22 protein-coding genes are annotated in these 20,956 nt (G+C 71.2%); 8 read left to right on the forward strand and 14 right to left on the reverse strand.

What is annotated here, in order from left to right; all coding sequences use genetic code 11:
• Window positions 1-389: 389 nt before the first annotated feature.
• Window positions 390-1,589 carry a phosphoserine phosphatase SerB gene (gene serB, locus OHA84_RS09975; protein ID WP_053678652.1) on the forward strand — a complete coding sequence of 400 codons (1,200 nt, stop codon included), beginning with the start codon at window positions 390-392 and terminating at the stop codon, window positions 1,587-1,589.
• A gap of 112 nt (window positions 1,590-1,701) precedes the next feature.
• On the opposite strand, the gene OHA84_RS09980 is transcribed toward serB, so the two are convergent.
• The 4 genes from OHA84_RS09980 to OHA84_RS09995 all read right to left on the reverse strand — a co-directional run bounded on the left by OHA84_RS09980 (window position 1,702) and on the right by OHA84_RS09995 (window position 4,119).
• On the reverse strand, window positions 1,702-2,220 hold the full coding sequence (locus tag OHA84_RS09980) for a histidine phosphatase family protein (RefSeq protein ID WP_053678650.1): 519 nt from the start codon (window positions 2,218-2,220) through the stop codon (window positions 1,702-1,704).
• Between the two features lie 88 nt (window positions 2,221-2,308).
• Entirely contained in the window at window positions 2,309-2,548 is a 240-nt protein-coding gene (locus OHA84_RS09985) for a hypothetical protein (protein WP_266951042.1), read from the reverse strand.
• A gap of 156 nt (window positions 2,549-2,704) precedes the next feature.
• Complete coding sequence (locus OHA84_RS09990; protein WP_266951040.1) at window positions 2,705-2,827, reverse strand: SGM_5486 family transporter-associated protein; 123 nt, start codon at window positions 2,825-2,827, stop codon at window positions 2,705-2,707.
• Window positions 2,828-2,832: 5 nt separating this feature from the next.
• Window positions 2,833-4,119 (reverse strand): MFS transporter, encoded by a 1,287-nt coding sequence (locus OHA84_RS09995; protein WP_266972113.1) that lies wholly within the window; start codon window positions 4,117-4,119, stop codon window positions 2,833-2,835.
• A 78-nt stretch (window positions 4,120-4,197) separates the two neighbouring features.
• On the opposite strand from OHA84_RS09995, the gene OHA84_RS10000 reads away from it, so the two are divergent.
• A complete protein-coding gene (locus tag OHA84_RS10000) occupies window positions 4,198-4,869 on the forward strand; it encodes a FadR/GntR family transcriptional regulator (RefSeq protein WP_053678643.1) in 672 nt (223 codons plus the stop codon).
• A 74-nt stretch (window positions 4,870-4,943) separates the two neighbouring features.
• On the opposite strand, the gene OHA84_RS10005 is transcribed toward OHA84_RS10000, so the two are convergent.
• The 3 genes from OHA84_RS10005 to fabG all read right to left on the reverse strand — a co-directional run bounded on the left by OHA84_RS10005 (window position 4,944) and on the right by fabG (window position 7,120).
• Entirely contained in the window at window positions 4,944-5,402 is a 459-nt protein-coding gene (locus OHA84_RS10005; protein WP_078998906.1) for a cell envelope integrity protein TolA, read from the reverse strand.
• 223 nt (window positions 5,403-5,625) lie between these two features.
• Entirely contained in the window at window positions 5,626-6,396 is a 771-nt protein-coding gene (gene fabI / locus OHA84_RS10010) for an enoyl-ACP reductase FabI (protein WP_053678642.1), read from the reverse strand.
• Window positions 6,397-6,400: 4 nt separating this feature from the next.
• The gene (fabG, locus tag OHA84_RS10015; RefSeq protein WP_053678641.1) at window positions 6,401-7,120 is read right to left on the reverse strand and encodes a 3-oxoacyl-[acyl-carrier-protein] reductase; all 720 of its coding nucleotides are present in this window, start codon (window positions 7,118-7,120) and stop codon (window positions 6,401-6,403) included.
• 145 nt (window positions 7,121-7,265) lie between these two features.
• On the opposite strand from fabG, the gene OHA84_RS10020 reads away from it, so the two are divergent.
• From OHA84_RS10020 to tyrS, 3 genes are all read left to right on the forward strand, one after another.
• Window positions 7,266-8,828, forward strand: a complete 1,563-nt coding sequence (locus OHA84_RS10020; protein ID WP_371591342.1) for a TldD/PmbA family protein — start codon at window positions 7,266-7,268, stop codon at window positions 8,826-8,828.
• 88 nt (window positions 8,829-8,916) lie between these two features.
• A complete protein-coding gene (locus OHA84_RS10025) occupies window positions 8,917-10,305 on the forward strand; it encodes a metallopeptidase TldD-related protein (protein WP_053678640.1) in 1,389 nt (462 codons plus the stop codon).
• Window positions 10,306-10,414: 109 nt separating this feature from the next.
• A complete protein-coding gene (tyrS, locus tag OHA84_RS10030) occupies window positions 10,415-11,680 on the forward strand; it encodes a tyrosine--tRNA ligase (RefSeq protein WP_053678638.1) in 1,266 nt (421 codons plus the stop codon).
• A gap of 107 nt (window positions 11,681-11,787) precedes the next feature.
• Here the strand turns inward: tyrS and OHA84_RS10035 are convergent, their stop codons facing one another.
• Window positions 11,788-12,066, reverse strand: coding sequence for a GlsB/YeaQ/YmgE family stress response membrane protein (locus tag OHA84_RS10035; protein ID WP_053678635.1), 279 nt, complete (start codon window positions 12,064-12,066; stop codon window positions 11,788-11,790).
• A gap of 256 nt (window positions 12,067-12,322) precedes the next feature.
• Here OHA84_RS10035 and OHA84_RS10040 point away from each other — a divergent pair, with 256 nt between their 5' ends.
• Window positions 12,323-12,601 carry a DUF3099 domain-containing protein gene (locus OHA84_RS10040; RefSeq protein ID WP_234350039.1) on the forward strand — a complete coding sequence of 93 codons (279 nt, stop codon included), beginning with the start codon at window positions 12,323-12,325 and terminating at the stop codon, window positions 12,599-12,601.
• 137 nt (window positions 12,602-12,738) lie between these two features.
• Window positions 12,739-12,993 (forward strand): hypothetical protein, encoded by a 255-nt coding sequence (locus OHA84_RS10045; protein WP_053678631.1) that lies wholly within the window; start codon window positions 12,739-12,741, stop codon window positions 12,991-12,993.
• A gap of 55 nt (window positions 12,994-13,048) precedes the next feature.
• Here OHA84_RS10045 and moaA read toward each other — a convergent pair whose 3' ends face one another.
• The 3 genes from moaA to OHA84_RS10060 all read right to left on the reverse strand — a co-directional run bounded on the left by moaA (window position 13,049) and on the right by OHA84_RS10060 (window position 16,226).
• Window positions 13,049-14,038, reverse strand: a complete 990-nt coding sequence (gene moaA / locus OHA84_RS10050) for a GTP 3',8-cyclase MoaA (RefSeq protein WP_053678629.1) — start codon at window positions 14,036-14,038, stop codon at window positions 13,049-13,051.
• 176 nt (window positions 14,039-14,214) lie between these two features.
• Entirely contained in the window at window positions 14,215-15,852 is a 1,638-nt protein-coding gene (locus OHA84_RS10055) for a cation acetate symporter (protein ID WP_053678626.1), read from the reverse strand.
• Window positions 15,849-16,226, reverse strand: coding sequence for a DUF485 domain-containing protein (locus OHA84_RS10060; RefSeq protein WP_053678624.1), 378 nt, complete (start codon window positions 16,224-16,226; stop codon window positions 15,849-15,851). Before OHA84_RS10060 ends, OHA84_RS10055 begins: the two co-directional genes overlap by 4 nt.
• A gap of 258 nt (window positions 16,227-16,484) precedes the next feature.
• Here OHA84_RS10060 and OHA84_RS10065 point away from each other — a divergent pair, with 258 nt between their 5' ends.
• Window positions 16,485-18,032 (forward strand): S8 family serine peptidase, encoded by a 1,548-nt coding sequence (locus OHA84_RS10065; protein WP_053678623.1) that lies wholly within the window; start codon window positions 16,485-16,487, stop codon window positions 18,030-18,032.
• A gap of 128 nt (window positions 18,033-18,160) precedes the next feature.
• Here the strand turns inward: OHA84_RS10065 and OHA84_RS10070 are convergent, their stop codons facing one another.
• From OHA84_RS10070 to OHA84_RS10080, 3 genes are read right to left on the reverse strand one after another with little or no spacing between them, the layout of a single operon-like run.
• Window positions 18,161-19,204, reverse strand: coding sequence for a zinc-dependent alcohol dehydrogenase family protein (locus tag OHA84_RS10070; RefSeq protein ID WP_053678621.1), 1,044 nt, complete (start codon window positions 19,202-19,204; stop codon window positions 18,161-18,163).
• 59 nt (window positions 19,205-19,263) lie between these two features.
• The gene (locus OHA84_RS10075) at window positions 19,264-19,947 is read right to left on the reverse strand and encodes a lysoplasmalogenase (RefSeq protein ID WP_053678619.1); all 684 of its coding nucleotides are present in this window, start codon (window positions 19,945-19,947) and stop codon (window positions 19,264-19,266) included.
• Entirely contained in the window at window positions 19,944-20,921 is a 978-nt protein-coding gene (locus OHA84_RS10080) for a sterol desaturase family protein (protein ID WP_266972104.1), read from the reverse strand. Before OHA84_RS10080 ends, OHA84_RS10075 begins: the two co-directional genes overlap by 4 nt.
• Window positions 20,922-20,956: the final 35 nt, after the last annotated feature.

Below are 20,956 nucleotides of genomic sequence, written 5' to 3' on the forward strand. Positions count from 1 at the left end.
TCAGGCCTGCGCCCACATGTGGAATCGGGGCCGTCCCGGGGTGCCTGCGAGCGCCCGTCGGCGGGGTGGAAAGGCACCCGGAGAGTGCGATACGGGACTTCTCGCCCTGCGGTTCGCACACGCGTCCGGGCCGAGTGGGTTCGGGTCGAGTGGGTTCGGGTCGCGCGCGTCCGGGTCGCTTGCGTCCGGCGTCGGCGCCGCGGGCTCGGCGGGGCCACGGGAGCGTGGGCGGGGCGGTCAGGGGGTGGCCTTCACTCGCCCGCCACCCCCCGGACCGGCACCTTTCACCCCCGCGCCGCCCTACGGGAGCGCCGTACCGGGGTTTCGGGCGCCCGCAGGGTGGGACGGGGGTCCTGCTCCCGGGGCGGGGAAGATACGGTGAGGTCACCATGAGCGCATCGCAGACCTCCGACGTCCCCACCCTCCTCGTCAAGATCTTCGGCAAGGACCGTCCCGGGATCACCGCCGGGCTGTTCGACACCCTCGCCGCCTACTCCGTCGACGTCGTCGACATCGAGCAGGTCGTCACCCGTGGCCGCATCGTCCTGTGCGCCCTCGTCACCCAGCCGTCCGGCGCCGCCGAGGGCGAGCTGCGGGCCACCGTCCACAGTTGGGCCGAGTCGCTGAGGATGCAGGCCGAGATCCTTTCGGGCACCGGCGACAACCGGCCGCGCGGCAGTGGTCGTTCCCACGTCACGGTGCTCGGGCACCCGCTCACCGCCGAGTCCACGGCGACCATAGCGGCCAGGATCACCGCGACCGGCGGCAACATCGACCGCATCTTCCGGCTCGCCAAGTACCCGGTGACGGCGGTGGAGTTCGCCGTGTCCGGTGTCGAGACGGAGCCGCTGCGCACCGCGCTGGCCACGGCCGCCGCCCGGATCGGCGTCGACGTGGCCGTGGTCTCGGCCGGACTGCACCGCCGGGCCCAGCGCCTGGTGGTCATGGACGTGGACTCGACCCTGATCCAGGACGAGGTCATCGAGCTCTTCGCCGCGCACGCGGGCTGCGAGGCCGAGGTGGCGGCGGTGACCGAGCAGGCCATGCGCGGCGAGCTGGACTTCGAGCAGTCGTTGCACGCGCGTGTCGCGTTGCTGGCGGGGCTGGACGCCTCCGTGGTGGACAAGGTGCGCGCGGAGGTGCGGCTGACGTCCGGCGCCCGCACCCTGATCCGCACCCTGAAGCGGCTGGGCTACCAGGTGGGTGTGGTGTCCGGTGGGTTCACCCAGGTCACGGACGACCTGCGGGAGCGGCTCGGGCTGGACTTCGCGGCCGCCAACACGCTGGAGATCGTCGACGGGAAGCTGACGGGCCGGGTCGTCGGCGAGATCGTGGACCGGGCGGGCAAGGCCCGGCTGCTGCGCCGCTTCGCCGCGGAGGCCGGCGTGCCGCTGGCCCAGACCGTCGCGATCGGCGACGGCGCCAACGACCTGGACATGTTGAACGCGGCCGGGCTGGGCGTGGCCTTCAACGCCAAGCCGGTGGTCCGCGAGGCCGCGCACACCGCGGTGAACGTGCCGTTCCTGGACGCGGTGCTGTACCTGCTGGGCATCACCCGGGAAGAGGTCGAGGCCGCCGACCTCGCCTAGCCCTTCTTACGTGCGAACGGGACCCGGCGCCTCGATGGCGCCGGGTCCCGTTCGCACGTAAGGAGGTGAGCCGCCCTGACCGGCAGGCGGCCGCGGGGGTCAGCTGTGGGGGTCAGCTGTGGGGGGTCCAGTAGTCCAGCAGCGTGCCGACGCCGTGCTCCACGGACTTCCAGGAGCCGGTGAAGGAGACCACGGCGAGGGCGGAGGTCGGGAAGGCGCTGCGGTGCATGCGGGAGAGCGCGTCTCCCTCGGCACTGCCGGAGAGGGCGTCCGCGAGGGCGTGCATACCCGGGTTGTGGCCGATGACGAGGAGGTCGGCCACGTCGTCGGCGGTCTCGTTCAGCAGGGCGATGAGCTCGCCCGGGGAGGCCTCGTAGAGACGCTCCTCGTACGTGGTCTTCGGCCGGTGCGGCAGTTCCTGGACGGCCAGCTTCCACGTCTCGCGGGTCCGGGCCGCGGTGGAGCAGAGGGCCAGGTCGAAGGCGATGCCGGTCTGGGCCAGCTTCCGGCCGGCGGCCGGGGCGTCGTGACGACCGCGTTCGGCCAGGGGCCGCTCGTGGTCCGATCCGTCCGACCATTCGGCCTTGGCGTGCCGGAGGAGGACGATCCTGCGGGATGTGTCGGCGCTCATGACTCCCAGCTTCGCATGAAACGAGCCACGGGGCGCAGGGTGTTGAAGGGCCCGGGTTCGGGGTGGAGCGTGCTCCGGCGTACGCGGGTCAGCCGACGGCGCGCAGCAGCTGTTCGGTGACCTGGACCAGCGAGGAGTTCTCGTCCGGGGCGGCGTGGGCCTCGCCGGATCCGGCTCCGGCTCCGGCGAGGAGGAGCAGCAGGAGGCCGAAGGCGAGCGCAGGCAGGGCCAGCGCCCACCAGTGCAGGCGGGCGTCGGCTCCGCTGCCGGCGGTGCGTCGGCGGCCGGACGGTGCGGCGAGGGGCGGGGCGTGCGTGGGGGCCGACATGGCCGCCTCCGGTGGTGTGCGGGTGGGACTGGCTCGCTGCTTCGAATCTATGGATTCGAGGCAGCGGTTCCCATCGGGGGCACACCCCGGTTATCCCTGAGCCTGGCCCCCTAGGGGTTGGTGGGGTTATCCCCACCGACCCTCGGGGGCGCGTCGTCAGGAGGGGGAGGCGATCGTCGCGATGACGGCGATGACGACGGTCACGAGCAGCATCGCGCCCAGCACGAGGCCGAGCTTCTTGTGGCCGTTCTGCGGGTTCGGTTCGAGTACGGGCGACATGTCGTTCAGTCTCGCATGCCGCATTCGTCCTCGATCGTGCGGTCCCGGCCGGCGAGGACGCCGAGCGCGATCTGCGGGACGAGCAGCGCGGCCATGAGGGCGAGGGGCAGGTTCCAGCCGCCGCTGTGCTGGTAGAGGGTGCCGATGAGGAGCGGGCCGGGGATGGAGATGAGGTAGCCGGTGCTCTGCGCGAAGGCGGACAGCTTGACGACGCCCGCGGGGGACTTGGCGCGCAGTCCGATCATGGTGATGACGAGCGGGAAGGCGCAGTTGGAGACGCCGAGCAGGAGGGCCCAGGCCCAGGCTCCGGCGGCGGGCGCCAGCCAGAGACCGGCGTAGCCGAGGAAACCGAAGAGGCCGAGGACCACGGCGATGGCGCCCTGGTTCCTCATCCGGCCGGCGAGGTTCGGGATGACGAAGGCCAGCGGGACGCCCATGACCATGGTGACGGCGAGCAGGACGCCGGCGGTCCCGGCGGAGACCCCCGCGTCGCGGAAGATCTGTGGGAGCCAGCCCATGGTGACGTACGCCCCGGTGGCCTGGAGGCCGAAGTAGCAGCCCAGGGCCCAGGCGGTGCGGCTGCGGGCCACGCGCGGGCCGGCGTCGCGGCTCGCGCCGGCGGGTGCGGCGGCCTTGTCGCGGCGGCCGGCGACGGCGATGGGCAGCCAGGGCAGTACGGCGGCCACCGCGAGGGCGGCCCAGATCAGCAGGCCGGCGCGCCAGCTGCCGCCGAGGGCGGAGGTCAGCGGGACGGTCGCGGCGGCGGCGAGGGAGGTGCCGGCGGCCAGGGCCATGGAGTAGAGGCCGGTCATTGTGCCGACCCGGTCCGGGAACCAGCGCTTGACGATCACCGGGAGCAGCACGTTCGTCAGGGCTATGCCGGCCAGGGACAGGGCGCTGGCGGCGAGGAATCCGGCGGCGTTGGTCGCGAAGGGCCGGATCAGCAGTCCGGCGGCGACGGCGACCATGCCGGCGCAGACCACGGCGGCGGGGCCGAAGCGGCGGGAGAGCCGGGGGGCGGTGACGCCGAAGACTGCGAAGCAGAGGGCGGGGACGGAGGTGCCGAGTCCGGCGACGGTGCCGCTCATGCCGAGGCCCGTGCGGGTCTCCTCGAAGAGGGCTCCGAGGCTGGTGATGGCGGGTCGCAGGTTGAGGGCGGCCAGCACGATTCCGACGATGAGCACGGGGCCGAGCCATACCGGCTGCGGGGTGACGGGGACGGCGAGGGGCTGCGGGGGTGCCGTGCGTGCGGCCTGGGGCCGGTTCATGGTCTGGATTTCATCGTCGGACATTGAACCATCATAGAATCATGGGATGATTGGTTGTCCACCCCCCGTTCCGCGTTCACACCCGGAGAGGACACCGCCCGCATGCCGCTGACATCGCCCCGGCGATCCGCGCTCGTCGACCAGGTGATCGCCCAGCTCAGGAACCAGATCACCTCAGGTGAATGGCCCGTGGGCTCCCGCATCCCCACCGAGCCCGAGCTGGTGGAGCTGTTGGGCGTCGCCCGCAACACGGTGCGCGAGGCCGTCCGGGCCCTCGCGCACAACGGGCTGCTCGACATCCGCCAGGGCTCGGGCACCTACGTCCTGGCGACCAGCGAACTCGCCGGGGTGATGCACCGGCGCTTCGCCGGCGCCGACCCGCGGCACATCGCCGAGTTGCGCTCGACCCTGGAGTCCTCCGCCGCACGACTGGCGGCGGAGCGCCGGACCGAGCGGGACCTGACCCAACTGGACGCGCTGCTGGCGCGACGCGAGGAGGCCTGGGCGAGCGGGGACGCGGAGCTGTTCGTCGCGGCGGACGTGAGCCTGCACATGGCGGTGGTGACGGCCTCGCACAACGAGGTGCTGATCGAGCTGTACGCCGACCTCGGGGACCTGGTGGCGGACTGGCTGCGCGCGGACGTGGGAACGGAACTGCGCCCCTCGGCGCACCTGGACCACGCCCGGCTGATCGAGGCGATCCGGCGCGGGGACGGTGACACGGCCGCGTCGGAGGCGGCGGGGTACCCGTTCGTCTGCCTCGGCGGGGCCTGAGGGCCGTCCCTCCCGGATTCACCGGGGCGCCGCCTGAGTCCGAAGGGGTGGCGGGCCCGGCCGGGTCGGGCTGCTCAGCGGAGCCGGTCGGCGTCCCGTCGGCCGGGCCGCTCGTGGCTGACCCATGCCGTGCGGACCTCTTTCCAGCAGCGGCTGGTGAGTTCGACGCGGCCGGCCGGGCCCACGGCGACGGCGGAGCCGTCCCCGTCCACGTCCCACCAGCGGTCGCACTCCACGTGCAGGCGGATCAGGTCGGTCTCGGGGTAGCCGTTGTGGCAGTGCGCCGTCACCAACGAGCCGTCGATCTCGATGTCGCAGTCGGCGCCGAAGAGGTCTCCGGAGGTGGGCCGGGCGGGCTGTACGGGTGGCTCGGCGGGGATCTCGGCCGGGTCGACCACGACCGGGGCCATGGCCTCCGGGCCGGGCGCCGGTTCGCCGTCCCCGGGCTGCGCGACGGCTCCCGGGATCAGGAGGCCGGCCAGGGCAACCGAGGTGACCAGGAGCGATACCGCTCGGCTCGGCCTCGCGTACACGCCCGTACCTCCTCCCCGAGGAAGCCGGGAAGATCCCGGCTCGGTCAGTTTGCAGGTATTTGTCCCTGTTTACGACTCGGGAAGATCCGGCCGGAGCACGCACATCCGATCGAACGGACCGGGTGAACCCCCGCCCCCACAGGCCGAAACGGCGGTGGCCGCGCCTCCCGGAAGGGAGGCGCGGCCACCGCCGTACGGACGTAGCGGAGCACGGACCCGAGGGTCAGGCGCCCATCGCGTGCAGGCCGCCGTCCACGTGGACGATCTCGCCCGTGGTCTTCGGGAACCAGTCGGACAGCAGGGCGACGATGGCCTTGCCGGTCGGCTCCGGGTCGCTCATGTCCCACTCCAGCATGGAGCGGGAGTTCCAGACGTCCGCCAGGTCCGAGAAGCCCGGGATGGACTTCGCGGCCATCGAGCCGAGCGGACCGGCCGAGACCAGGTTGCAGCGGATGTTCTCCTTGCCCAGGTCACGGGCGAGGTAGCGGCTGGTGGCCTCCAGGGCGGCCTTGGCCGGGCCCATCCAGTCGTACTGCGGCCAGGCGAACTGCGCGTCGAAGGTGAGGCCGACGATGGCCGCGCCCTCCGCCGGGAACAGCGGCTTGCAGGCCATCGCGAGGGACTTCAGTGAGAACGCCGACACGTGCATGGCGGTGGCGACCGACTCGAACGGCGTGTTCAGGAAGTTGCCGCCGAGGGCGTCCTGCGGGGCGAATCCGATCGAGTGGAGGACGCCGTCGAGGCCGCCCAGCTCGTCGCGGACGAGACCCTCGAGGCGGTCCAGGTGCTCCTGGTTGGTGACGTCGAGCTCGATCACCTTGACCGGCTTCGGCAGCTTCTTGGCGATGCGCTCGGTCAGCGACGGGCGGGGCCACGCGGTCAGGATGACCTCGGCGCCCTGCTCCTGGGCCAGCTTGGCGGCGTGGAAGGCGATGGAGGACTCCATCAGCACCCCGGTGATGAGGATGCGCTTGCCGTCGAGAATTCCGCTCATGTGATCAGTGACCCATGCCCAATCCGCCGTCAACGGGAATGACGGCTCCAGTGATGTACGCGGCGTCGTCGGACGCCAGGAAGCTCACGGCCGCCGCGATCTCCTCGGGCTGCGCGTAGCGGCCGAGGGGCACCTGCCCGACGATGCCGGCGCGCTGCTCGTCGGTGAGCACCTTCGTCATGTCGGTGTCCACGAAGCCGGGGGCGACGACGTTGAAGGTGATGTTGCGGGAGCCCAGCTCACGGGCGAGCGAGCGGGCGAAGCCGACCAGCGCGGCCTTGGAGGCGGCGTAGTTGGCCTGGCCGGGCGAGCCCATGAGGCCAACGACCGAGGAGATCAGGACGACGCGGCCCTTCTTGGCCCGCAGCATGCCCCGGTTCGCGCGCTTGACCACCCGGAAGGTACCGATGAGGTTGGTGTCGACGACCGACGCGAAGTCCTCCTCGGACATCCGCATCAGCAACGTGTCCTTGGTGATGCCGGCGTTGGCCACCAGCACCTCGACGGCGCCGTGCTTGTCCTCGATCGCCTTGTAGGCCTGCTCCACCTGCTCGGAGTCCGTGATGTCGCACCGGACCGCCAGGACGCCGAGCGAGGTGAGCGCCTCCGGCGGCTCGCCGGAGCGGTATGTGATCGCGACCTTGTCGCCGGCCTCCGCGAAGGCTCGGGCGATGGCGAGGCCGATGCCCCGGTTACCTCCGGTGACGAGAACCGAGCGGCTCAACGGATCACCCTTTCGCTAGCTGTCTGAGTACCAAAAACCTATAGGTCGCATCGTCCTTACGGAGAATCGGGCCCCGACAGGGCCTTGCGGCGGGCTCTGTCGAGTCCCTACAGAAAGATGTAGGCACACGAGCCCCGAGCGCGACATGATCGGGGCGACCGGCCCCGACCCCGGGAGGAATTCCGTGCCCCATTCCATCGACGCGGCCTTCACCGCGCTGCCCTTGCGGGCGCTCGCCGACGCGGCGCTCGCCCGGGCCCGCGCGCTGGGCTCCGACCATGCCGACTTCCGGCTGGAGCGCGTGCGCAGCGCCTCCTGGCGGCTGCGGGACGCCAAACCATCGGGCGGATCCGACTCCACGGACCTCGGCTACGCGGTCCGGGTGGTGCACGGGGGCAGCTGGGGGTTCGCCTCCGGTGTGGACCTGACCATGGACGGCGCCGCCAAGGTGGCCTCGCAGGCCGTGGCCATGGCGAAGCTGTCGGCGCGGGTGATCAAGGCCGCCGGTTCGGACGAGCGCGTCGAGCTCGCCGACGAGCCGGTCCACGCCGACAAGACGTGGATCTCCGCCTACGACGTGAACCCGTTCGAGGTGCCGGACGCGGAGAAGTCGGCGCTGCTCGCCGACTGGAGCGCGCGCCTGCTCGCGGCGGACGGGGTGGCCCACGTGGACGCCTCGCTGCTCGCCGTCCACGAGAACAAGTTCTACGCGGACACGGCGGGCACCGTCACCACCCAGCAGCGCGTACGGATCCACCCGCAGCTCACCGCGGTCGCCGTCGACGCGGCCACCGGCGGGTTCGACTCGATGCGCACCATCGCCCCGCCCGCCGGCCGCGGCTGGGAGTACCTGACCGGTACCGGCTGGGACTGGAACGCGGAGCTGGAGGGGATCCCCGACCTGCTCGCCGAGAAGATGCGGGCACCGAGCGTGCGCGCCGGGCGCTACGACCTGGTCGTGGACCCGTCCAACCTGTGGCTGACCATCCACGAGTCCATCGGGCACGCCACCGAGTTGGACCGGGCGCTGGGATACGAGGCCGCGTACGCGGGGACCTCCTTCGCCACCTTCGACCAGCTCGGCACGCTCACGTACGGCTCCTCGATCATGAACGTGACCGGTGACCGCACCGCCGAGCACGGACTGGCCACCATCGGCTACGACGACGAGGGCGTCGAGGCGCAGAGCTGGGACCTGGTCAAGGACGGCACCCTGGCCGGATACCAGCTCGACCGGCGGATCGCGAAGCTGACGGGCCTCGGCCGCTCCAACGGTTGCGCGTACGCCGACTCCCCCGGGCACGTCCCGGTGCAGCGGATGGCGAACGTCTCGCTCCGGCCGGACCCGGGCGGTCTGTCGACCGAGGACCTGATCGGCGGGGTGGAGCGCGGGATCTACGTGGTCGGCGACCGTTCCTGGTCGATCGACATGCAGCGCCACAACTTCCAGTTCACCGGGCAGCGCTTCTTCCGGATCGAGAACGGCCGGCTGGCGGGGCAGTTGCGCGACGTCGCGTACCAGGCGACGACCACCGACTTCTGGGGCTCGATGGAGAAGGTCGGCGGCCCGCAGACCTACGTCCTGGGCGGCGCCTTCAACTGCGGCAAGGCCCAGCCGGGCCAGGTCGCCGCGGTCTCGCACGGCTGCCCGTCCGCGCTGTTCCGCGACGTGAACATCCTGAACACCACGCAGGAGGCCGGCCGATGACCGCGCACGATCACCACGCGATCCGCCGGGGGTCCGGGGGTCGCCCCCCGGGACGGTACCGTCTGAACACCACGCAGGAGGCCGGCCGATGAGCCGCACGAAGCCGCACGAGATCGTCGAGCGCGCGCTGGAGCTGTCCACGGCGGACGGCTGCGTCGTCATCGCGGACGAGGAGTCGAGCGCCAACCTGCGCTGGGCGGGCAACGCGCTCACCACGAACGGCGTCACCCGGGGCCGCACCCTGACGGTCATCGCGACGGTCGACGGCAAGGAGGGCACGGCCTCGGGGGTCGTGTCGCGCTCCGCCGTCACCGCCGCCGATCTGGAGCCGCTGGTCCGGGCCGCCGAGGAGGCCGCTCGGGCCGGCGCCTCGGCCGAGGACGCGCAGCCCCTGGTGACCGGGGTCCCGGCCTCGACGGACTTCACCGAGGGCCCCGCCGAGACCTCCTCGGCGGTGTTCGAGCGGTTCGCCCCGGCGCTCGGCGAGGCCTTCGCCCGGGCCCGTGCGGGCGGGCGCGAGCTGTACGGTTTCGCCAACCACGAGCTGGTCTCCACGTACATCGGCACGTCCGCGGGGCTGCGGCTGCGGCACGACCAGCCCAACGGCACCCTGGAGCTCAACGCGAAGTCCCCCGACCGGCTGCGGTCGGCGTGGGCGGGCCGCTCCACCCGGGACTTCACGGACGTGGACCCCACCGTCCTGGACGCGGAGCTCGCGGTGCGCCTCGGTTGGGCGGAGCGGAAGATCGAGCTGCCCGCCGGGCGGTACGAGACGCTGCTGCCGCCGACGGCGGTCGCCGACCTGATGATCTACCAGATGTGGTCGGCGTCGGCGCGGGACGCGGTGGAGGGCCGGACGGTCTTCTCCAAGCCCGGCGGCGGGACCCGGCTCGGCGAGAAGCTGTCCGAGCTGCCGCTGACCCTGCGCAGTGACCCGAACGCGCCGGGTCTGGAGTCGGCGCCGTTCGTGATCGCGCACAGCTCGGGCGACGACGCCTCCGTCTTCGACAACGGCCTGGCCGTCCCGGCGACGGAGTGGATCAGCGGGGGCGAGCTGGCCCGGCTGACGACGACCCGGCACAGCGCGGAGCTGACCGGGCAGCCGGTCTCCCCCGGCTTCGGGAACCTGATCCTCGACGGCGGCGGCGACCGCTCGCTGGAGGAGATGGTCGCCGCGACCGAGCGCGGTCTGCTGCTGACCTGCCTCTGGTACATCCGCGAGGTGGACCCGGCGACTCTGCTGCTCACGGGCCTGACCCGGGACGGCGTGTACCTGGTGGAGAACGGTCAGGTCGTCGGGGAGGTCAACAACTTCCGCTTCAACGAGTCCCCGGTGGACCTGCTGTCGCGGGCCTCCGAGGCGGGCCGGACCGAGCAGACCCTGCCGCGCGAGTGGAGCGACTGGTTCACCCGGGCCGCGATGCCGGCGCTGCGGATCCCGGACTTCAACATGAGCTCGGTCAGCAAGGGCGTCTGAGCCGGTCGGGGAGTCGGGGGGAGGTTCCCCGCCCGCCTAGACTGGCGGGGAACCTCTCAGCACCCTGTTTCATCTCGCTGTTTCATCTCGCTCAAGGAGAGTCACAACCGTGACGGACATCGTCGACGAACTGAAGTGGCGCGGGCTGTTCTCGCTGTCCACCGATGAAGAAGCGCTGCGCAAGGCCTTCGCGGACGGTCCCGTCACGTTCTATTGCGGTTTCGACCCGACCGCGGCCTCGCTGCACGTGGGACACCTGGTGCAGGTGCTCACCGTGCGTCGGCTCCAGCAGGCCGGGCACCGTCCGCTGGCTCTGGTCGGCGGGGCCACGGGCCAGATCGGCGACCCGCGCCCGACGGCCGAGCGCACCCTGAACGACCCGGACACGGTCGCGAACTGGGTGAGCCGGCTGCGTGCGCAGATCGAGCCGTTCCTGTCCTTCGAGGGCGAGAACGCCGCGGTCATGGTGAACAACCTGGACTGGACGGCGGGCCTGTCCGCCATCGAGTTCCTGCGGGACATCGGCAAGCACTTCCGCGTCAACAAGATGCTGACGAAGGACTCGGTGGCCCGCCGGCTGGAGTCCGACCAGGGCATCAGCTACACGGAGTTCAGCTACCAGCTGCTCCAGGGCATGGACTTCCTGGAGCTGTACCGCCGTTACGGCTGCACGCTCCAGCAGGGCGGCTCGGACCAGTGGGGCAACCTGACGGCCGGTCTCGACCTGATCCACCGCCTGGAGCCGGACGCGCACGTCCACGCCATGGCGACCCCGCTGATGGTCAAGGCGGACGGCACCAAGTTCGGCAAGTCCGAGAGCGGCGCCGTCTGGCTCGACCCGGAGATGACCACGCCGTACGCGTTCTACCAGTTCTGGCTGAACGTGGACGACCGGGACATCTCGACCTACATGCGCATCCTGTCCTTCCGGTCCCGCGAGGAACTGGAGGAGCTGGAGGCGCAGACCGCCGAGCGGCCGCAGGCGCGCGCCGCGCAGCGGGCGCTCGCGGAGGAGCTGACCACGCTGGTGCACGGCGCCGACCAGTGCGCGGCCGTGATCGCCGCGTCGAAGGCGCTGTTCGGTCAGGGTGAGCTGACGGAGCTGGACGAGGCCACGCTGGCCGCGGCCCTGTCGGAGCTGCCGCGGGCGCGGGTCGCCGAGGCGGGGCTGGTCGTGGACCTCCTCGCCGAGACGGGCCTGGTCGCCAGCAAGTCGGCCGCGCGCCGGACCGTGAAGGAGGGCGGTGCCTACGTGAACAACGTGAAGGTCACCGCCGAGGACGCGGTCCCCGCCGCGGCCGACCTCCTGCACGGGCGCTGGCTGGTGCTGCGCCGCGGCAAGAAGAACCTGGCCGCGGTCGAGGTCACGGGCTGAGCCGTTCGCGCGGGGTGACCCGGTGACGGCATGACGAAGGGGCCGTTTCGGACGCGTGGTCCGGGCCGGCCCCTTCCCGTCGACCCGGTGGACCGGGTCGACGGGGTTCAGGTCGTCTGCCGCTTGTTGCCCCGGATGGCCAGGTAGAGCATGTCGCCCAGGCCGACGATCAGGACCGCTCCGGCGAGCTGCAGCAGATGGCGGATCCAGTCGATGCCCTTGGTGTCCTCGACGCCGATCCACCGGGAGACGGCGTTGCCGAGGAGCGCTCCGAGGATGCCGAAGATGGTGGTCAGCCAGAGTGGCTGGTGCTGCTTGCCCGGCAGGATGGCCCGGGCAATCAGGCCCAGCACAAAACCGACGATGATCGCCCAAACCCATTCCATGTCGAGCCTCCTCCTGGCGCGTTGTGCGCATGTGCGCCCAGTCTCGGCCCGACCGGTCTACAGCGCATTTCGGACAACGCCATTCGGGGGCCACTCAAGGGGACGTCGAGGCGCACCCGCCCTCCACCCAGACGGAGGACCGGCGTACGGTGGAAGCCTCCGGGCCCGGGCGTGTCCGGCGGGTGGATCGGATGGTGGAGACGTGCAGCGGACGAAGCGGAACGGGGCCGAGGTCTTCCGGATCACCGGGGCGCGGATGGGTCTCGCCGAGGACGTGCGGGGCCGGCAACGCAGGTACGTCATCTCGATGGTGATCAGGACCCTGTCGGTCATCGCCACGGTGGTCCTGTGGAACGTGGAACGTCACGTGGCGATCGTGACGCTCGTCGCGGGCGCGCTGCTGCCGTACGTCGCCGTGGTCATCGCGAACGCGGGCCGCGAGTCGACTCCGTCCCTCCCCTCACACTTCATGCCGGCTCCTGTGCTCCCCGCACTGGAGCCCGGAAACCTCAAGAAAACCTCAGATCAATCATGAAGTTCCAGTGCACCACATCGGGTCTTGCGTGACATACTGCCTACGCGCTCCGCATCCCCCGTCGGAGCGACGGACCGACGCCGGGCAGCTCCCCCCGTGGCTGCTCGGCGTCGCCCTTCCGTTTGTAGGGTTGAGGCGTGAACTCCCCTGATACGGACACCAACACACCCGCCGTCGCTCCCACCTGCTCCGCCAAGGGCTGCCGTGACGCGGCGGTCTGGGTCCTGGCGTGGAACAACCCGACCCTCCACACGCCCGAGCGGCTGAAGACCTGGCTGGCGTGCGAGGAACACCGCGAGCACCTCTCACAGTTCCTGGGGGTCCGCGGTTTCCTCAAGGACGTCGTGAGGCTCGACGAGTGGGTACAGCCGGAAGGCTCGGAGCGGCGGTAGCCGGTCCGAGCCTTCGAGGGGCCGCGGTGAGGTTCTTCGTGCCGGGAGGGGCGTGCTAGCCGCCGATGGCGGACATCGGGCGGTCGGGCTGGAGGAAGGTCGGGTCGTCGAGGCCGGACCCGGCCTTCTTGCCCCACATCGCCACCTTCCACAGGCGGGCGATCTCCTCGTCCGGGGCGCCCGAGCGCAGCGCGGCCCGCAGGTCGGACTCCTCGGTGGCGAACAGGCAGGTGCGGATCTGGCCGTCGGCCGTCAGTCGGGTGCGGTCGCAGGCGCCGCAGAAGGGTCGGGTGACCGAGGCGATGACGCCGACGGTGGCCGGGCCGCCGTCGACGACCCAGCGTTCGGCCGGGGCGGAGCCGCGTTCGTCCGCGCCTTCCTCGGTGAGGGTGAAGCGGGTGCGCAGGGACTGGAGGATGTCGCCCGCGGTGATCATGCCGTCGCGCTTCCAGCCGTGCTGGGCGTCGAGCGGCATCTGCTCGATGAAGCGGAGCTCGTACTCGTTCTCCACGGCCCAGGCGAGGAGGTCGGGGGCCTCGTCGTCGTTGAGTCCGGGCATCAGCACGGCGTTGACCTTGACGGGGGTCAGGCCGGCGGCGCGAGCGGCGGCCATGCCCTCGATGACGTCCTTGTGCCGGTCGCGGCGGGTGAGGGTCTTGAAGACCTCGGGCCGCAGGGTGTCCAGCGAAACGTTCACTCGGTCGAGGCCGGCGGCCTTGAGCGCCTGTGCGGTCCGCTTGAGGCCGATGCCGTTGGTGGTGAGGGACATCCTGGGGCGGGGCTCCAGGGCCGCGCACTGTTCGACGATCCCGACCAGGCCGGGGCGCAGCAACGGTTCCCCTCCGGTGAAACGCACCTCGGTGATGCCGAGCCGGGTCACCGCGATCCGAATCAGCCGGACGATCTCCTCGTCGCTGAGCAGGTCGGACTTGCCGAGCCACTGCAGGCCTTCCTCGGGCATGCAGTACGTACAGCGCAGATTGCACCGGTCGGTGAGCGAGACGCGCAGGTCAGTGGCCACGCGGCCATAGGTGTCGAGAAGCACTGTGGGCCCCCTCCCCTGTCCGGTCGTAGAGGTCGCGCTGCGGTGAACGAGAGCGCATGCGCCGTATTCGAGCCTACGCGACGGCCCTCCCGTACAGGGATGCCCGAATGAACGAGACACGGCGCGGCCGCGTCGTAGGGAAGTACGACGCGGCCACGCTGAGTGTTCGGTGGATCTCAGACAGCGCCCGTTCCGGTCAGGGAGCGGACTTCCAACTCGGCGAACTTGGCGGGGTCGGCCTTCTCCTTGGACAGGACGGTTCCCAGCCATCCCAGGAAGAAGCCGAGCGGGATGGAGATGAGCCCCGGATTCTCCAGCGGGAACCAGTAGAAGTCGGCGTCCTTGAACATCGAGGTGGGCTTGCCGGAGACCACCGGGGAGAAGAGCACCAGGCCGACGGCCGAGACCAGGCCTCCGTAGATGGACCACAGCGCGCCCTGGGTGGTGAACCGCTTCCAGAAGAGGCTGTACAGGATCGTCGGCAGGTTGGCGGAGGCGGCGACCGCGAAGGCGAGGGCGACCAGGCCGGCGACGTTCAGGTCGCGGGCGAGGGCGCCGAGGCCGATGGCGACGGCCCCGATGACCACGGTGGACCAGCGGGCCGCGCGGACCTCCTCCTTCTCGGTGGCCTTGCCCTTGCGGATGACGTTCACGTAGATGTCGTGGGCGAAGGACGAGGAGGAGGCCAGGGTCAGGCCCGCGACGACGGCGAGGATGGTGGCGAAGGCGACCGCGGAGATCACGGCGAGCAGGATCGCGCCGCCGGTGGAGTCGGCGCCGCCGCCGATCTCCTGGGCGAGCAGCGGGGCGGCGGTGTTGCCGGCCTTGTTGGAGGCCAGGATGTCGGCCCGCTTGAGCAGGGCGGCGGCGCCGAAGCCGAGGGCGATGGTCATCAGGTAGAAGGCGCCGATGATGCCGATGGCCCAGTTCACGGACTTGCGGGCGGCCTGCGCCGTGGGGACGGTGTAGAAGCGGATCAGGATGTGCGGCAGGCCGGCGGTGCCCAGGACGAGGGCGAGGCCGAGGGAGATGAAGTCCAGCTTGGTCGTCGCGTCCTTGCCGTACTTGAGCCCCGGCTCAAGGAACTTGGCACCCTGCCCGCTGTTCTCGGCGGCCTTGCCCAGCAGCTCCGAGACGTTGAAGTTGAACTCGATCAGCACCATGAGGGTGATCAGCAGGGCGCCCGCGATGAGGAGCACCGCCTTGACCATCTGGACCCAGGTGGTGCCCTTCATCCCGCCGATGGTCACGTAGACGATCATCAGTACGCCGACCAGCGCGACCACGGCCACCTTGCCGCCGTCGCTGGTGATGCCCAGGAGCAGGGAGACGAGGACGCCCGCGCCGGCCATCTGGGCGAGCAGGTAGAAGATCGAGACCACGATGGTGGAGGTGCCCGCGGCGGTGCGCACGGGCCGCTGGCGCATGCGGAAGGCCAGGACGTCGCCCATCGTGTAGCGGCCGGAGTTGCGCAGCGGTTCGGCGACGAGCAGCAGCGCCACGAGCCAGGCGACGAGGAAGCCGATGGAGTAGAGGAAACCGTCGTAGCCGAAGAGCGCGATGGCCCCGGCGATGCCGAGGAAGGAGGCGGCGGACATGTAGTCGCCGGAGATCGCGAGGCCGTTCTGGAAGCCGGTGAACTGGCGTCCGCCCGCGTAGAAGTCGGCGGCGTCCTTGGTCTGACGGCCGGCCCAGACGGTGATGATCAGGGTGGCGACGACGAACAGCCCGAACAGGGTGATGATCAGCGGCCGGTGCTCGGTGGCTCCGGCGGCGAGGGCCGGGGCCGTCGCCGGGTCGAACGGCGTGGTCATTCCCCGGCCTCCATCCGCGCCTTGATGGCCGAGGCCTTGGGGTCGAGCTTCGCGGCGGCGTGCCGCGAGTACAGCCAGGCGATCAGGAAGGTGGTCGCGAACTGGCCGAGGCCGAGGACGAGGGCGACGTTGATGTTCCCGAAGAGCCTGGTCCCCATGAAGCCGCCCGCGTAGTTGGACAGCAGCACGTAGAGCAGGTACCAGGCGAGGAACGCCACGGTGAGCGGGAAGGCGAACGAGCGGTAGGAGCCGCGCAGTTCGGCGAACTCGGGGCTGTTCTGGACGCTCGTGAACTCTTCGGCGGTGGGGCCGGTCGGGTGGTGCGGCCCCGCGCCGCCGGGCGGTGGTGGTGGGGCTGCTGCTTCGAGGGTCACGGGGGGCTCTCCTTGTGACGCGGGTGCAGGGGGGACGACGGATGAAACAACATCCGTGCGAGGGGGATGGTGACGCTGATCCCCCCTGTCAACGGCACGGACGGCGTGTCGAGACGGTTCAACCCCAGTTGATTCATTGGAAACTGATTCCTCGAACTGATGGCGCAAGACCGAACGACAGCACTAGGTTCCTGTGTCATGAACCCGTCGGGCGCAACCGTGCCCGCACGGCCTTTTTCAGGATGATGTGGAGAACCCATGGCTCACCTGGGAACCGGTCACCGGCGGCGCGCACTCGCCGTTCCGGTCGGACTGGCACTCACCGCCTCGCTCGCCCTCCTTCCCTCCGTCGCGGCGTCCGCCGCCCCGCTGGGCAACACGGCGGACGCGGTGGCGACGGCCAAGCCCGACACCTCCGGCCCCAAGCTGTCGTACGTGGCGAACCTGACCGCGTACGGGACGGTGAAGCAGGCGAAGAAGGCCATCGAGAAGGCCGGCGGAACGGTGGTGACCTCGCACGAGCAGATCGGGGTCGTCGTCGCGCACTCCCAGAACCCCGACTTCGCCAAGCAACTGCGCGCCCAGCGAAGCCTGTTCGTGTCGGTCGGCGCCACCCGGACGGCCCCGCTGTCCCCGGTGCAGACCACCGAGGAGGGCGCCACCCAGCGGCTGAGCGCGGCGGACGCCGCGAAGGCGGCGGCGAAGGCCACTGCGGGCCAGGAGCCCCTGGAGTCGAACCAGTGGGACCTGCGGGCGATCAAGGCCGACGAGGCCCACAAGATCAACGACGGCAGCCGCAACGTGACGGTCGGCGTCATCGACACGGGTGTGGACGACACCCACCCGGACCTCGCCCCGAACTTCTCCAAGGGCCAGTCCGCGAACTGCGTGGGCGGTGTCCCCGACACCACCGAGGGCGCCTGGCGTCCGTACGCCGACGGCAGCGACCACGGCACCCACGTCGCGGGCACCATCGCCGCCGCGCGCAACGACATCGGCATCAGCGGTGTCGCGCCCGGCGTGAAGGTCGCCGCCATCAAGGTGAGCGAGCCCGGGACCAGCCTCTTCTACACCGAGGCCGTCGTCTGCGGCTTCATGTTCGCCGCCGAGAAGGGGATCGAGGTGACCAACAACAGCTACTACGTCGACCCGTGGAACTACACCTGCAAGTCGGACGACGACCAGAAGGCGCTGGTGGAGGCCATCGCGCGGGCGACGAAGTACGCGGAGCGCAAGGGTGTCCTGAGCGTGGCCTCGGCCGGCAACTCCGACCACGACCTGGCCGGTCCCTCGATCGAGGACACCACCAGCCCGAACGACACCACCGCCGTGCCGCGCACCATCGACCCGAAGGTCTGCCTCGACCTTCCCACCCAGCTCCCCGGCGTGGTCACCGTGACCGCCACCGGCGACCAGGGCCTTCGGTCGTACTACTCCAGCTACGGGCTGGGCGTCGCCGACGTCGCGGGCCCCGGTGGCGACAAGTGGCAGGTGCCGGCCACGCCGGACGCCAACGGCCGGGTGCTGTCGACCCTTCCGGGCGGCGGCTACGGCTACAAGCAGGGCACCTCGATGGCCGCCCCGCACGTCGCGGGCGTCGTGGCGCTGCTGAAGAGCAAGCACCCCTCCGCCACGCCGTCGCAGCTCCAGGCGCTGCTGAAGGCCCAGGCCACGAAGCAGGCCTGCCCGGACAAGATCTACGACGGCGCCGGCGCGCTGATCGACGCCACCACCTGCAAGAGCAAGTGGGGCCAGACCGGCTACTACGGCTCCGGCGTGGTGAACGCGCTGCGCGCCGTGAAGTAGGCGTGGCGTAGGCGTGGCGTAGGCGTGGCCCACGCGTGAGGTGACGCGTGGGGCGGGCCGGACACGTGGAGGGGCCGGTCGGGGTACTCCCCGACCGGCCCCTTGCGTTCCGTACCGCCCGGTGATGCCTACGGCTTGATGAGCACCTTGAGCGCGCTGCGGTCGTCCATCGCGCGGTAGCCGTCCGGGACCTCGTCCAGGGAGACCGCCCGGTCGAAGACCGGGGAGGGGTCGATCGCGCCGCTGAGCACGTCCGCGAGCAGCTCCGGGATGTACGCGCGCACCGGCGCGACGCCGCCGCGCAGGGTCAGGTTGCGGTCGAACATCACGTCGAGGTCCAGGCCGGTGCCGCTGCCGTGCGGGACGCCGACGTAGCCGATGGATCCGCCGTCGCGGGTGATGTTGACGGCCGTGCGCATGGACTGTTCGGTGCCGACGGCCTCGATGACCGCGTGCGCGCCCTCGCCGGCGGTCAGTTCGCGGACGGCCGCCTCGGCGGCCTCGCCGCGTTCGGCGACGATGTCGGTGGCGCCGAAGAGCGTGGCGATGTCCGTGCGGGCGGTGTGGCGGCCCAGCGCGATGATCCGGTCGGCGCCGAGGCGCTTCGCGGCGAGGACGCCGCACAGGCCGACCGCGCCGTCACCGACGACGGCGACCGTGGAGCCCTTGCGGACGCCGGCGCCGAGCGCCGCGTGGTGGCCGGTGCCCATGACGTCGGACAGCGCCAGCAGGGCGGTCAGCAGGTGGTCGTCGGAGGCGGCGTCGGCGGGCAGCTTGACCAGGGTGCCGTCGGCGTGCGGAACGCGGACGGCCTCGCCCTGGCCGCCGTCGTGACCGACCGAGCCCCAGAAGCCGCCGTCCACGCAGGACGTGTGGAGGCCTTCGACGCAGTGCCGGCAGGTGCCGTCGGACCACATGAAGGGGGCGACGACGAGGTCGCCGGCGCGCAGGTCGGTGACGGCGGAGCCGGTCTCCTCGACGATGCCGAGGAACTCGTGGCCGATCCGCTGTCCGGGCTCGCGCGCGGCCTCGCCGCGGTAGGCCCAGAGGTCGCTGCCGCAGATGCAGGCGCGCAGTACGCGGACGACGGCGTCCTCGGGACGCCGGATCGCGGCGTCGGGCACCTCCTCCACGCGGATGTCGTGCGGGGCGTGGATGACGGTGGCGCGCATGGTGGTGCAGTCCTCCGGATCGGGGGGTGGTGTGGGCAGGACCCGCCTTGTGGGCTCCCCTACCGTACGCCTGCCTCCCGGGGGCGCACGCCGGTGGCCAGCAGGTACTGGGCCGCCAGGTAGGTGGCCATGATCCAGAAGTCGGGCCGGGGCAACTGGGGCCACTCGGCGACCCCGGTCGCGATGAGGGTGTCGGACAGCAGGAACAGCGCGCCGCCGATCCCGGCACGCACCCCGAGGGCACTGGAGCGGTAGGCCATGGCGGTGAGCAGCAGGCTGTATCCGGCGACGGGGACGCGCAGCTCGGCCGGCAGGTCGCTCCAGAGCAGCGCGACGGTGGCGACGAGGGCGAGGGCGTACGCGCCGCCGAGGAGCGGGTTGGTCGCGCGCCGGCCGAAGAGCACGAGGTAGCAGACGTGACCGAGGGCGAAGGAGCCCATGCCGACCAGGAACGCGGCATCGGCGTCGAAGAGGAGCGCCAGGTCCCCGCCCCAGCCGAACAGCAGGGCGGCGACCAGCAGTCGGGGGGCGCCGAGCGCGATCACGTGGGCGACGAGCAGCGGCATCAGCAGCGGTTTGGCGATGACGTGCCCGAGGTGCCAGTCGGCGAGGAGCGAGCCGAGGTCGACGGCCGCGGCCACGGCGAACCCGGCGAGGGCGATCCGGCCGGCGAGGGCCCGTCGTCCGCCGCCGGACGCGGTGTCCCGCGCCCAGGACGGCGTGCGGGACTCGGTGGCGCTCACGCGGCGTGCTCGGAGGCGGGGGCCTTCGACGAGGCAGGCGAGGCAGACGAGGGCTGTGGGGGCTGCGGGGCCGGTGCCGGTTCGCCGCCCGGGGAGCCCGGGGCGGGAACGGGGGCGGCGGGCGGGGAGCCCGGGGCGGTGGCCGAGGCGGGCTGCCAGCCGGGGCCGCGGAAGACCCGGCCGGCGCGCTCGCTCCAACTTCCGGCGGCGCGTACGTCGCGGGCGATGGCGGCGTATTCGTGGGTGGCCACGCGCAGCGGGTTGTGGGTGGCGATGTTCTTGGTGAGCCCGTAGACGGGCCGGTCGGTCTCCCCGACCCAGGACCCGAACAGACGGTCCCAGATGATCAGGATGCCGCCGAAGTTGCGGTCCAGGTAGCCGCCCTGCGAGGCGTGGTGGACGCGGTGGTGGGAGGGGGTGTTGAAGACGTACTCGTAGGGCCGCGGCAGCTTCCCGATGCGCTCGGTGTGGACCCAGAACTGGTAGAGCAGGTTGATTCCGTAGCAGAACGGGATCGCCGCCGGGTGGACGCCGAGCGCCACCATGGGCAGGTAGAACCACCAGGTGGTGGCACTGGTCCAGGGCTGGCGCAGGGCGGTGGTGAGGTTGAACCGCTTGCTGCTGTGGTGGACCACGTGGCAGGCCCACAGGATGCGGATCACGTGGTGGAGGCGGTGCTGCCAGTAGTACAGGAAGTCCTGGACGAGGAGCATCAGCAGGGCGGTCCACCACAGGAACGGCACGCGCAGCGGGGTGAGTTCGTAGACGGCGGTGAAGACCGCGACGACCGGGATCTTCCAGAGCAGGTCGAAGCCGATGCTGCCCAGCCCCATGGTGATGCTCGTGGCGGCGTCCTTGGTGTCGTAGCCGGCGGCATCCTCGTCGGGATGGAGCCGGTAACTGACCACCTCGATGACGGTGAGCAGCACGAAGGCTGGTATGGACCACAGCACGACATCGGGCAGGTTCGGCATGTCCGCACCATAGAGCGGGGCTCGGGGCTGCCGCT

This window comes from Streptomyces sp. NBC_00513 (assembly GCF_041431415.1).
GTDB lineage: Bacteria > Actinomycetota > Actinomycetes > Streptomycetales > Streptomycetaceae > Streptomyces.